This is a genomic window from Paenibacillus sp. FSL M7-0134 (assembly GCF_038007865.1).
Lineage (GTDB): Bacteria > Bacillota > Bacilli > Paenibacillales > Paenibacillaceae > Paenibacillus > Paenibacillus polymyxa_B.
In genome coordinates this window covers 3,488,365-3,503,187 of record NZ_JBBOXV010000001.1, presented here as the reverse complement: position 1 = coordinate 3,503,187, position 14,823 = coordinate 3,488,365, and the positions used below count along the sequence as shown (strand labels likewise).

The 14,823-nt window shown below is 40.8% G+C and carries 3 protein-coding genes; all 3 read right to left on the bottom strand.

The genetic code is table 11. The features are described from left to right. Window positions 1-4,726: amino acid adenylation domain-containing protein (locus tag NSQ58_RS15755; protein ID WP_341057721.1), on the bottom strand; the 4,726-nt coding region annotated here is incomplete at its 3' end. Window positions 4,727-4,768: 42 nt separating this feature from the next. After that, entirely contained in the window at window positions 4,769-13,408 is an 8,640-nt protein-coding gene (locus NSQ58_RS15750; RefSeq protein ID WP_341057719.1) for a non-ribosomal peptide synthetase/type I polyketide synthase, read from the bottom strand. Further along, on the bottom strand, window positions 13,401-14,681 hold the full coding sequence (gene ectB, locus NSQ58_RS15745) for a diaminobutyrate--2-oxoglutarate transaminase (RefSeq protein WP_025719505.1): 1,281 nt from the start codon (window positions 14,679-14,681) through the stop codon (window positions 13,401-13,403). Before ectB ends, NSQ58_RS15750 begins: the two co-directional genes overlap by 8 nt. Between the last annotated feature and the right edge of the window lie 142 nt (window positions 14,682-14,823).

The window sequence follows — 14,823 nt, the reverse complement described above, 5'->3', positions numbered from 1 at the left end:
TCAGTTGGTTTGCCTTTTCGTTTACTTCCTTATAAGTCAGCTGTTTATCTTCAAACACTACAGCAATATTATTGGGTGTCTTTTCTACCTGCTCTTCAAACAGTTGATGTATAGTCTTATCCTTAGGATACCGGACCTTTGTATCGTTAAAGTCATATAGTATTTTCTGCTTTTCTTCCTGTGAAAGCATATCAATTTCTGACAACCTTTTTCCAGGATAAACCGTTATCTCTTCCAGAACATTAAGGTAATGGGCTGCAAACCTTTCTACAGTCTCTTTCTTGAACAGCCTTGTGGCATATTCCAAATCAAATGCAATACCTTCCTGGGTTTCCCGAGCATTTAATGTCAAGTCAAATTTGGATATTCTAAATTCATTTGTATAGGGTATAAACTTAAGCCTATCTATCTTCAATTCTGATGAGCCGGTATTTTGCAATACAAACATAGTATCAAAAAGAGGATTCCTGCTCATATCCCTCTTTACATTAAGCTTTTCCACCAGTTCTTCAAACTGGTAGTCCTGATTTTCATAAGCCCTTATAGAGTTTTCCCTTACTTCCTTTAGAAACTCAGCAAAGGTCTTTTCTCCCTGGGGATAGTTCCTCATGGCTAAAGTATTTACAAACATACCTATTATGTCTTGTAAATCTGTATGAGGTCTTCCAGCTATAGGGCTTCCCACTATAATATCTTCCTGCCCCGTATACTTAGACAGCAGTATGTTGTATGAAGCAAGCAATGTCATGTAAAGAGTAGCCCCATTATCCCTTGCAAGCTTAATAAGTTTTCCCGTAAGCTCACTGCCTGCTTCAAAACGGATAAAACCTCCGTCAAAGCTTTGAACCGCAGGCCTTTGGTAATCTACTGGCATATTCAGCACAGGAATTTCTCCATTAAATTCCTGGAGCCAGTATTCCTCCTGCTTCTTTATTTTGTCCCCAGCAAATAGTTCCTTCTGCCAAACAGAATAGTCCTTGTACTGTATACGGAGGGAAGAAGGGTTATTTCCTCCATACATATCCATGAACTCATGTACCAGTATATCCATGGACCTACCGTCAGATATGATATGGTGCATGTCAAACATCATGACATGCTTGTCTTTTCCCGTTTTCACAAGGCCTACTCTTAGCAGCGGAGCAATTCCAAGATCAAACGGCTTTATAAATTCTTTTACGATTTCCCCCACTTTTTCTTCGTCAGATTCTAGATACACTACACTAAAACCCACAGGATCATTGATCTTCTGGACGGGTTCACCCTCTATGAAATGGAAAGATGTTCGAAGGGTCTCATGCCTATTTATAAGCTGTTGGAAGGTCTTCTGAAAAAGCTCCAGATCAATACTGCCTTCAACCAGCAAGCTGCCTGGCATATTGTATGCTGTCCCTGCTCCTTCAAACTGATTTAATATATACAGCCTTCTTTGGGCTGATGACATAGGGTAGTATTCCATCTCTTTAGCAGTTTGGATGGATTGATATATACTCTCCTTTGCTTCCTTCATATACCTTGCTATTTCCGCTATAATTGGAGCCTTAAATATTTCCTTAAGAGGCATGTCTATATTGAACTCTTTGTGAATTCTCGCTACAAGGCTTGTAGCCTTTAAAGAGTGTCCACCTAACATAAAGAAGTTGTCATTTCTTCCTATCTTCTTAATTCCAAGGATGTCTTGCCAAATCAGTGCAAGCTTCTCTTCAAATTCGCCTATAGGCGCTTCATACTCTATTCCCGTATTTATATTACCTTCGGGTTCAGGCAATGCCTTCCTGTCTATCTTGCCATTAGCTGTCAATGGCATTTTTTCAAGCTGCACAAAGTATGATGGTACCATGTATTCGGGCAGTTCTTTTAAGAGATGCTCCCTTAGTTCTGATATTGTCAGCTCATTTTCTCCCGCTATATATGCACACAGGTATTTACTGCCCTGATGGTCTTCCTTTGCAATCACCAAAGATTCCTCAATTGAAGGATGCTTTAGCAGTTGTGCTTCTATTTCACCAAGCTCTATCCTAAAGCCTCTTATCTTTACCTGGTGGTCTATTCTACCCAGGTATTCCATTTCTCCATCAGATAATAACCGGACCAGGTCTCCAGATCTATATAACCTCTCTTCCGGCTTGTACGGATTTTGAACGAACTTTTCCTTTGTAAGCTCCGGTCTTCCAAGATATCCTCTGCAAACTCCGTCTCCTCCTACACAAAGCTCTCCGGCTACTCCAATGGGAACAACTTTCATGTTCTTATCCATTACATATGTTGTAAGGGTTGGTATAGGCCTTCCTATGCTGCTCACATTAGATCTAATTTCTTCCTCTTCTATCTCTTTATATGTGACATGCACTGTTGTCTCGGTTATTCCATACATATTGATGAGTCTAGTCTGCGGGTACTTCTTTCTCCATTCCTTCAACAATGCAGGCTTTAATGCTTCCCCTCCGAATATGACATATCTTATCTTAAGTTCTTTTTCTTCATATGATACTTCTTCATTGGCTATATTATAGAAGGCTGAAGGTGTCTGATTTAATACGGTCACCTTCTCATTCCTTAGAAGTCTCAGATACTCTACATTGCTGCGTGCTGTCATTTTAGGAACTACCACCAATCTGCCCCCATATAACAACGCCCCGTACATCTCCCATACGGAAAAATCGAAACTCATAGAATGAAACATAGTCCATACATCATTTTCGTTAAAATCAAACTGCATTTTACTGTTAAATAACAGCCTTACTATGTTTCTATGCTCTATCATTGCCCCTTTGGGTTTACCTGTAGAGCCTGAGGTATATATTAAGTAAGCTAGATCGGAAGGTTTATTTACCTCCGATAAGTTATATTGTTCATCTGAATATTCCTGCTCATCTTCTAAATTTATTACTGTACCTATTGATGTATATTTGTCTATAAAATGTGATTGGGTCAACAGGATCACTGCCCGGCTGTCTTCCAGCATATGACTTATTCTTTCCTCAGGATAATCTGGATCTATGGGAAGATATGCCCCTCCTGCTTTTAATACCCCTAGGATTGCTACTATCATCTCAAGTGAGCGTTCTGCCAGAATACCTACGATACTGTCCGGTTTGACTCCTTTAGCCCTTAATACATGGGCCAACCCATTTGATTTTTTATTGAGTTCACTAAATGTAAGCTTTTTACCCTCAAATACCACAGCTACATGATCAGGGTTCTTCTCTGCCTGCTCTTCAAAAAGCTGATGGATAGTCTTGTTTTTAGGATACTGTGCCTCTGTAGCGTTAAAGGTATATAGGATTTGCTGTTTTTCTTCCTGTAACAGTACATCAATTTCCCACAACCTTTTTTCAGGGCATGCCGTTATCTCTTCAAGAACGGTAATGTAATGGGTTCCAAACCTTTTTATTGTCTCCTTCTTAAACAGCCTGGTACAATATTCAAGGTTAAATGTTATACCTTCTTGACCCTCTACCACTTCAAGCATAAGGTCAAATTTTGCCTTTCTGCCTTCCAGCCAGTTGTTGTATTGTTTGAAGTTTATACCCGATGCTGCAAATTCTGTCTTGTTTGAAGTGCGCAGTGCAAACATAGTGTCAAAAAGAGGATTCCTGCTCATGTCCCTCATGAGATTAAGTTTTTCTACAAGTTCTTCAAACTGGTAGTTCTGATTTTCAAAAGCCAAAAACGCATTTTCCCTTACTTCCTGCAAGAATTGGACGAAGGTCTTTTCTCCCTCAGGATAGTTCCTTATGGCCAAGGTATTTATAAACATACCAATGATACCCTGCAGGTCAGCATGGGGCCTTCCGGCTACAGGACTTCCAACTATGATGTCTTCCTGTCCAGTGTATCTGGACAGGAGTACGTTATATGCAGCCATCAGTACCATGTATAAGGTAGCTCCATTATCTGTTGCAAGCTTATTTAGTTTGACTGAAAGTTCAGGGTTTATTTCAAAGCTTACAGCATCTCCTTCAAAACTTTGTACCGCCGGTCTTGGATAGTCAGTAGGCATATCCAGTACCGGTATATCACCCTTAAATGTCTGGAGCCAGTATTCTTCCTGCTTCTTTATTGAGTCTCCGGCAAACATCTCCTTCTGCCATACAGAAAAATCCTTGTACTGTATCCGTAGTGGCAAAAGGGTCTTCCCTTGGTACAAATCCAAAAACTCACTCATAAGTATATTGACTGATATACCATCTGATACTATGTGGTGCATGTCAAACATCATAACACGCCTGTCTTCGTTCGTTTTTACAAGTCCTACTCTCAGTAATGGAACTTGGCTAAGATCAAAGGGCGTTATGAATTCTTTGACTATTTCTGCTGCTTTTTCTTCATCCAGTTCCAGGTACGTAATACTGAAATCCACGTAATCATGAACCTTTTGTACTGGTTCACCCTCAACCATATGAAATGATGTGCGCAGAGCCTCATGTCTTTTTACTAGCTCCTTGAATGCCTGTTCGAAGCGTACTGCATCAATGTTTCCTTCCAGCAGTACGACGCCTGGCATGTTATATGCAGTACCTGCTCCTTCAAGCTCGTTTAGTATATACAGCCTTTTCTGGGCAGATGACATAGGGTAAAATTCCTGCTCTCTGGCAGAAGGTATTCCAGAAAAGGCATTTGGCGTATATTTTGAAACATCTTTTCCTTTTTCTTTTAGCATCGTCTCAAATAGCTTTCTTTTTTCTGGAGAAAGAGATTCTATTCTTTTCATCAAATTATCCATAACTTCGTCCCTCTTCTCTATTTCATCTCTTTTAATTCCTATTTATAGATTTTCAATCATGCTTAAAATTTCTTCGATTTCCACTGTATCGTTAAGTCTATTTTTAATACTTTTTGCTATTGCCGAAATTGTAGGACCCATAAACACTTCTTTTAATGCAAATTCTATGTCAAATTCTTTATGAACCCTTGATACAAGATTGGTTGCCTTTAATGAGTCTCCTCCTAATTCAAAGAAGTTATCATTTACTCCAATCTTCTGGACTCCAAGGATTTGGCTCCATATCAGTACAAGCTTCTCCTCAATTTCACCGAATGGTGCAGCATAGTCTACCCCTGTATTAATATTTCCATCAGGGGCAGGCAGGGCATTTCTATCTACCTTGCCATTCGCTGATAAAGGCAGTTTTTCCAACTGTACAAAATATGAAGGGATCATGTAGTCTGGCAGATCTTTGGAGAGATACTCCCTTAATTCCGGTATTGTCAATTCACTTTCTCCAACTATATATGCACAGATGTACTTGTTCCCTTGGGGGTCTTCCCTTGTTGCTGCCACAACTTCTTTTATTGAAGAATGTTTTAGAAGCTGAGCTTCTATTTCTCCAAGCTCTATTCGGTATCCGCGGATCTTAACCTGATGGTCTATTCTGCCCAGGAATTCGATATTCCCGTCAGGCAGCCATCTTCCCAGGTCTCCTGTTTTGTACAGCCTTATCCCCTTTTCTTCTCTGAAAGGATCTTCAAGGAATACATGGGCTGTTTTTTCAGGGTCATTTAAATAACCCCTTCCTACACCTGTTCCAGAGACGCAGATCTCTCCTTTTACTCCGATAGGGCACAGGTTCATGTTTTTATCTGTTATATATAGATTCATATTTTGTATAGGCTTGCCTACAGGAATGTTCTCTCCTTCATGAGCAGCTTCCATAGTATATAGAGTAATATCGTCCGCTGCCTCTGCAGGTCCGTAGGCATTAACTACTTTAGTATTTGGACATAGGTCAAACCATTTCCTTACTATGCCGGATTTTACGGTTTCTCCCGTTATCAGCAAGTAATGAAGTTTTTCCGGTTTATTCCCTGTATTTTCCACATACTCAAGCATTAAAGCAAGGTATGAAGGTACCACCTCAAGGACCGTTATGCCATCTTCTATGATCCGATTCGTAAACCTTGCAACATCCTTTACTATTTCATCTGGATAGATGATAATTTGAGCTCCTATGGTTAGGACTGCAAAGAACTGCCATACAGATACATCAAAGTATTGAGGCGAGTTCTGGGATATTATGCTGTTGTTAGTTATACAAAGTTCCTTTATTTCCGCATGGATGTGGTTTATCATGCCAAGATGCTCTATCATAGCTCCCTTTGGTACACCAGTTGAACCAGATGTATATATAACATAGGCCAAACTATTTATGTCTATATCTAGATCTAGGTTTTCGCCACTTTCAGCCTCAATCTCTTTTTCACACTGGTCAAGGTATATAATTCGGCCTTTATAGTTCTCACTAAGCTGCTGGGTCACATAATCTGATAAGGTCAACACATAGGCAGCTTTAGATTCCTTAAATATATCAAGCACCCTTTGTGTAGGGTATTTTGGATTTACAGGTATGTAAGCCCCCCCTGCTTTCCATATACCAAGTACCGATTCTACAAATAAGGGTCCCCTCTCCAGCATGACAACTACGGCTTCTTCTCTACCAGTGCCAGCCTTTAGCATGTACCTTGCTATCCTGTTTGCCCTTTGGTTGATCTGGCCATATGTAAATCTACGGCCTTCATACGCTACTGCTATATTGTCTGGACGTACTTTCGTCTGCTGCTCAAACAGGTGGTGTACCGTCAGGTGATGTTCAAATTCAACCTTCGTATCGTTAAAGCCGTATATTATTCGCTCCTTTTCTTCTTGGGATAACATATTGATTTCTGATAGTTTTTTTTCAGGGTTTGAGGTTATCTCTTCAAGGATATTAAAGTAATGCTGAACAAGCCTTTCTACCGTCTCCTTCTTAAACAGACGTGTAGCATATTCCATCCATAATATTATATTATGACCATCTGGTATCAACTGGAATGTTAGGTCAAATTTTGATGTTTTACTTTCAACCGGATATTTGGAATACTTTAATTCACCACGATGTTCCATAATATGCTCATCAGAAGGAACAATATTAAACATAACAGTAAATAAAGGATTTCTGCTTGAATCTCTCTTTACGTTAAGTTTTGTCACAAACTGATCAAACCTGTATTCCTGATTTTCATATGCTTCTAAGGAGCTTTCTTTTACTTCTTCCAAGAACTCAGTAAAGGCCTTATTTCCCTCTGGGAAATTCCTTAATGCCAGGGTATTTATAAACATCCCCAGTATTCTTTCAGTATCAAAATGAGTTCTTGCCGCTATAGGAGTACCAATAATTATGTCTTCCTGTCCTGAGTATTTATACATTAGTGTATTTAATGCCGCAAGAAGTATCATATACACGGTGGCTCCTGTTTGGGAGGAAAGTACATTTAATTTATCCATCAAATGACTGTCTAAATCAAATAGCAACCTATTTCCTTCAAAGCTTTGAAGGACAGGCCTAGGATAATCTGTAGGCATATCAAGGATAGGAATTTCACCCTTGAACCTATTAAGCCAGTATTCTTCCTGCTTTTTGTAAACCTCAGTGCTAAACAAGCCATTCTGCCACTGGGCAAAATCCTTATATTGCACCTCCATTGCCGGAAGGCTTTCACCACTTAATATAGAAACTATTTCATCAAAAGTCCTGATTATTGAAGTTCCATCCGAGACTATATGATGTACATCAAGCAAAAGTATTTGCCTGCTAGCATGGATTTCTATAAGACCTACTCTTATTAAGGGTGCTTTGCTTAAATCGAACGGTCTTACAAATTCATCGATTATTTTCTCTACTCCGTCTTCCTCAGACTCAAAATATTCTATAGTAAAATCAACTTCATCTTGTATCCTTTGCACAAGCTCCCCATCAATCATCTCAAAGGATGTCCTAAATGCTTCATGCCTTTGTATCAATGTTTTTAATGCTTCCCCAAGGGCAACCCTTTCAATCCCACCTTCAAATAAAATTCCCACAGGTATGTTATACCCAATGTTGTTACCCTCAAGATTATTAATGATATACATCATCTTTTGTGCAGATGAGGTTTCATAGTACTCTTTTTCAGAAACTTTAGGTATTCTTTCAAACTCAGCCTTACCCATATTTAGGGAATCCTGTTCTGAAATCTTTCCCGATTCGTATAGCTTTGATATCATTTGCTCGGAAAGATCGTATATGCTGGAACCCTTAAGAAGTTCTACTATGGAAACAGGTGTTTTAAAGGCAACCTCCATCCTGTTTTTTATTTCGGTGGCCATTAATGAATCCATCCCAAAAACAGTTAGTGGTTGTTTGGTACTTAGATCCTCAGGATTATAACGCAAAACCTTCGCTACTATTGTTTTAATATGCATTTCAACGATATTCTGCCTGCTCTGTATTGGAGATGAAATAATATCCTCCAGGATATCAACATCCACCTTTGATTTATTTATATTCTCTTGTTGTCCTGACTCATCTTGCAAAAGAGTTTTAAGCACATGTGGAGAACTCATGGGTGAGAACCATTTTTCCCCAAACGTTTGCCACGAGAGTATAGGTAGAACCACAGACTGTGCAACAGCTTCTCCAACAAGGTGCTCCATAGCCCTAATTCCCTTTTCTACCGTTACAGATTCTATGGATTTTTGTATATAATACTCCGGATCACGTTCCATAAACCTTGCAGCCATTCCAACCTCTGACCATGGTCCCCAATTGATACTCAGTGCAGGAAGTCCTCTCGATAAACGGTAATGTGCAAGTGAGTCCAAAAAGGCATTCCCAGTTGCATATGCTCCCTGGCCTGGTGAACCAAATACAGAAGCAACTGAAGAAAATAAAATAAAGAAGTCAATAGGCCGTCCCTCTGTCATACGGTGAAGGTTCCATGCACCATTTACCTTAGGCGAAAGGACCCTATAAAAAGTCTCATCTTTACTAACCTCAAGAAATTGATCATCCGTAATACCAGCAGAATGTACAACACCTCGAATAGGAGGCCTTTCTTCCTTATCAAAATCTTTAAAAAATCCAGCAAGCTTTTCCTCATCAGTTACATCCACTGATCCAATATATACTGTTGCCCCCTGGGACTCCAGCTTACGAACAAACTCAATCCTCTCTGCAAGGCTGCTGCCTGGCTCTACATTGTTCCATTCAGAACGTTTTGGAAATTCTCCGCGTCCAAGCAGTACCAGATGTCTTGCTCCCTTGGCAACCATCCACTGGGCTGTAATCATACCTATGCCACCAAAAGCACCTGTAATAACATAACTTCCATCGGGGCGAAGATGTACGGGTACTTGATGCTGCATATCAATCCGCAGTTTATCGATTCTTGCTGCAAGTCTATTCCCATTACGGAAAGCAATTTGGTTCTCTCCATTACCTAAGACTTCTTTTAACAGCATTTCCATTTCACCCGCATTGGCCTCTATGTCAAGGTCTACAAGGCCTCCCCAATTTGAAGGCAACTCATGGTAACCTATGACGGTGCCAAGGCCCCATACCAACGACTGTAAGAATGCAGAATTTGGAGTAGCCCTGTTGATCATTTGGGCTCCTCTTGTAATAACCCACAGCTTAAAATTTAATCCCAGATTTGTGGTTGCTTGTACCAGGTGTTTTAATACAAACAGGTTTTCAAAACAAGCTTTTTCTATAGCTGTATTACTAACTTCCTGGATCTCAAGGATATTGAGGCTCCACATATATACAATACCTGTTAGCTTCGTTTTAATTTTTGAGAATTCATCAAACAACGCTCTAAGATCCTCAATGCTTCGAGGGTTTATATATATCTCACGCTCTTCATACTGCCAACCAAAATTCTCACCAGGATATACCATAAAGCATTCTTCTCCCCTTTTTTCAAGGAGATTTGCCAGTTCTTTTCCTGCTGCTTTATGATCCACAAAAATAAGCCATGCTCCAGAGTTAGCAGCAGCTGTGCGGGTATCAACTTCTTCACTTTTTAGAAGCTCCCAGTTTATCTCATAAAGATAATCCTTAACTCTTCCAGCATCAGACCCTCCACTATTTCCAAGTTCCTTAGTTCTTATGCCCAGTATTTCGGCGATTAGATTTCCGTCCTCACTATATAGACGGATGTTGGCGTTCAAATTATTATCTTTCCTATCTACCATCTGCGTATGACAAAGCATGACAGGCTCCGGCCTTCCATAAAGCTGCACCCTGTCTATTCCTACAGGTAGGAATGATTGGCCTTCGTTATTTTCATCTTCATTAAGTGGTGCAACTGCCGCAATGGTAACCTGGAAACAGGCGTCCAATACCGCCGGGTGAAGACCGTAGATAGAGCTATCAATCTCCAGTATTTTAGGGATCTCGATCCTGCCAAGAGCTTCGTTATCACCTTTCCATATCTTGTCTATACCTTGGAAATAAGGACCATAATGGAAACCCATTTGATAGAAGGTTTTATAACATACTTCTTTTCCGTATTCTTTGGTACAATTGCCAAGTATTTGAATCAACTCATCTTTAGCAGTGATCTTTATGTTTTGCCGTTTTCTTATTGTGCCGGATGCATTGCATGTCCAAGTCTTATCTTGTCCCGGTATCCTGCTTGAAATCTCGAATTTTGCGGTTTTTGGATCCAAAACCACCTGCACCACAGGTGATACTCCTTGATTTAAAAATAAAGCATTTTCAAACTTTATATCTTCAACTGTATAAAAACCCTCTCCAAAATAGCTTCTGGCACAAGCCATTCCCAGCTCTACATACCCTGCTCCGGGGAAAACTTCTATACCTTGTATTTTATGATCAGAAAGATACGTCATATAGGTAGTATTAAGTTCAATCTCCCATATAGGGCTGGAAGTTTTCAAACGGCGTCCTAAAAACTTGTGCTTATTTTTTCCCTGCCTAAATTCACTTGATTCCTGCGTTTCCATCCAGTATTTATCCCATTGCCATGGATAAAGAGGGAGACTTACAAACTCACCTTGGTACCGGTAAATCTTGTTCCAATCTATAGGGTATCCCAGTGCATATAGATTCCCTAAGTTCTCCAGTATTGAAACCTGTTCGTTTTCATTTCTTTTTATAGAGAACAACTTCTTACCTTCAACGTTTTTAGCTGACAGACAATCAGAAATAGAAGCTGCTAAAACAGGGTGAGGGCCCACCTCAATAAATAAGTTATAATTCAACGAAATCATTTCATACATTGCTGCTTCAAAACGTACCGGCTCTCTTACATTTTTATACCAGTAATGTCCATCACACTCTGTACCCGTCAGCATTTTCCCTGTAACCGTGGAATATATCGGTATCCCGGCAGGCTGGGACTTTATTCCTTTTAATGCCTCCAATAGCTCCTGCTCATATGGTTCCATTTGGTAACTGTGATACGCTACATTGACCTTTAAAAGCCGCGCAAAAACCCCCTTATCCTGCAACTGTTTTTGGATCTGCTCAAGGGCATCAGGATCACCTGACAAAGTTACCGAATTTGGGCTATTGATTGCTGCCATTGAAACACCTTTTATGTTCTCATCCAGCAGGGCCACAACTTCTTTTTCTGGTAAACCTACCGCCAGCATTGTGCCCTTGTTTACTGCTTTTTGCTGTGCACGGCTTCTGTGAATACTTACCAACATGGCATCTTCAAGGCTGTAAATTCCTGCAACATATGTAGAAGCCACTTCTCCAACACTGTGTCCTACCACCGCATGGGGTATAATACCCAAGGATTTCCATACTTCAGTCAAACCCACCTGAACAGCAAAATTGGCAGGTTGAGCAAACTGGGGCTGGTCCAGACGTGAATTCTCCTCATCGGCGAGAAGTTCCTCCAGTAGAGACCATCCAGCATACTGACGTGTAAGTTTATCGCATTTTTCTATCATATTTCTAAACACAGGGTCTTTTTCAAGGAGCTGTCTGCCCATAGCCCACCATATGGGCCCCATACCTGTATATACAAAAACAGCTTTATTGTACTTTCCTGCCTCAACATTTCCCGCAGACATCCCCTGGCGTGCTTGTCCTTTAATATACGCTTCCAGGTTTCCTGCAAGTTCTTCCTTTGAAGATGCCGAAACCGCTAGTCTATAGTCATGATGGGTGCGCTTTTTGCTCATCATGCTTCCAATATCATATAAAGAAATACTTTCTCCACTTCCATTAATAAAATCAACATACTTTTGCGCATAGTTTTTTAGCGCCTTTTCTGAGCGCGCAGATATGGGAATCATATATGGCCATCCGGTATTTACATTAACTTCAGGAGTACCCTCTTTTTGGAGATCTGTAGCTTCCTCCAAGAGGATATGGGCATTTGTTCCTCCAAAACCGAATGAATTTATGCCAACCAATGCGGGTTGCGGCAAAGGCTCCAGGGTCTGAGGAATTCGTATACATAAATCGTCAAAGGGAATTTTAGGGTTTGGATTCTTAAAGTGCAGATGTGGAGGTATTTGCTTATGCTTTATGATTAGTGAAGCTTTTATCAGTGCGGCAACTCCTGCAGCGGCCTCAAGGTGGGCAATGTTTGTCTTAACAGATCCGACAATACACTTTTTATCTTTTGGCCTGTCTGTTGAAACCACTCGTGCTATTGCATTAGCCTCAATAGGGTCTCCAACCGGAGTGCCGGTGCCGTGAGCTTCAATATATGTTATATCTGAAGGTGATATTCCTGCCTTTTTGTATACCTCCTTCATTAAGTTTTCCTGAGCCTGCCCGTTTGGAACAGTAATCCCGTCTGTGTGGCCGTCCTGGTTTACACCCGATCCACTTATTACGGCATAAATCCTATCTCCGTCTTCGATAGCATCTGACAGGCGTTTTAAAACCACAACGCCGGCTCCTTCTCCTCTTGCATAACCGTTTGCACTGGAATCGAAAGTTTTGCACCGTCCATCGGGAGATAAAAAACCACCCTTACTTTCCGCTATGGTATACTCAGGTGTAGCTATAACACTTACTCCGCCTGCTATTGCGAGATTACATTCATTATTCAATAAACTCCCGCATGCAAGGTGTGTTGCAACCAAAGAGCCCGAACACGCTGTATCTACAGACAAACTTGGACCTCTGAAATCATATATATATGAAATCCTGTTGGACAACATTGTCATCATCATACCCGTTGCCGAATGTGTATCTAAACTTTCAACCGATTCGTTTTTAAATTGTATTGCTTGATAGTCAAGGGTGAAGCCCGCTACAAAGACACCGGTATTGGTTCCTGCTAGCTTGGCCGGATCCAAGCCTCCATCTTCCATTGCTTCCCATGATGTCTCCAGCATCAGTCTTTGCTGTGGATCAAGAAAGGCCGCTTCCCTTGGAGAAATACCAAAAAACAAAGGGTCAAACTCATCTATTTTATCTAAAAATCCACCATGACAGGTGTAATGCTTGCCTGGCTTTGATTTGTCAGGATCATAAAACTTTTCTAAATCCCAGCGGCCTTCGGGTAAATCGGAAGTCATATCTTTTCCCGCAGTCAATGCTTCCCAGAACTCCTCAGGCCCCCTTATTCCTCCTGGCAAACGGCATCCTATTCCTATAATGGCGATTTTATCCATAACTTTCGACCTCCAATACTTTATTTATATTCTCTTGAATAGCTTGTCTGATAATTGAACAACCCTGCTGCAAAAGTTCAAGCTCGATGGTTAACGGAGGCATAAGTTTTATAACACTGTCTTTTCTTCCTGCGCTTTCGATGATTAAACCGTTTTGGTAACATTCCTCTACTACTTTTTGCGTGATTCGCTCATCCTCCACATTGGAAAAATCAATACCCCAAATCAAACCTGCACCCCGAATGGTCAGGCCCTTATGTAATGACAAAATCTGCTTGGTTAAATATTCTCTTACAAATGCTTCCTTATATTTCACAGACTGTTCCAAATTATTCATTTCCCAATATTCCAACGCAGCTGTAGCTCCAATGAAAGCAAGCTGGTTTCCCCGGAACGTACCGTTATGCTCACCAGGCTTCCAGACATCAAGTTCCGGTTTCATCAGCAGAATAGACATGGGAAGGCCATACCCGCTGATTGACTTGGAAAGCAGTACAATATCAGGGATCATCCCGGCACGTTCAAATGAAAAGAACGGTCCGGTGCGTCCGCAGCCAACCTGAATGTCATCGCAAATCAGTAGAATACCGTGTCTGTCGCTAAGTTCCCTCAGCCTGAGCATCCATTCGGGTGAAGCTATATTTACGCCGCCTTCCGCCTGAATGGTTTCAAATATAATAGCCGCCGGTTTTTCGATTCCCGAGTGACCGTCGTTTAGAACGGCTTCCATGTATTCAATAGTATCGAATGAGTCAATTGGACTCTCGGAGTATGGGAAAAAGGTAACATCGGATAATGCTATGCCGGAGGAAGATCTTTTCTGAATGTTGCTGGTAACAGCCAGACTCCCCAGCGACATTCCGTGAAATCCTCCCATAAACGCAAATATACCAGTCCGTTTAGTGATCTTTCGGGCAAGCTTCAGCGATGCTTCTACAGCGTTTGTACCTGTAGGCCCGCAAAATTGAATTTTATAGTTTAACTTTCGGGGTTCCAATATGATCTGCGAGAATTTTTCGATAAATTCACGTTTCGCTTTTGTGTACATATCAAGCCCATGAGTAATACTGTCCGATTCAAGATAAGCGAGTATCTTTTGTTTGATGTATTCGTTGTTATGTCCATAATTTAAAGCTCCTGCTCCTGCAAAAAAATCAACAAATTTCTTTCCGGATTCTGAATAAATCAGTGCACCTTTAGCCCGGTCAAACACATCGTAGAAGTTTCTACAATATGCTCTTACGTTGGATTCATACTGCTCAAAAATTTCCATACTCATAATTCCTCCCTTAAACTGAAGTTAGTGTTTAAACACTAACTTCAGTTTATTTTTCCGGCCCAATCCACATCCATGTTCTCTCCCGGCTTGTGGTGGATGTGCATCGTTGCCTTTGTCCTCCCCCGCCCACTCCCGG

Excerpts from the sequence above, each read along its gene's own strand:
- NSQ58_RS15750 (WP_341057719.1), bottom strand. The coding sequence starts at position 13,408 with ATGGATAAAATCGCCATTATAGGAATAGGATGCCGTTTGCCAGGAGGA.
- ectB (WP_025719505.1), bottom strand. The coding sequence starts at position 14,681 with ATGGAAATTTTTGAGCAGTATGAATCCAACGTAAGAGCATATTGTAGA.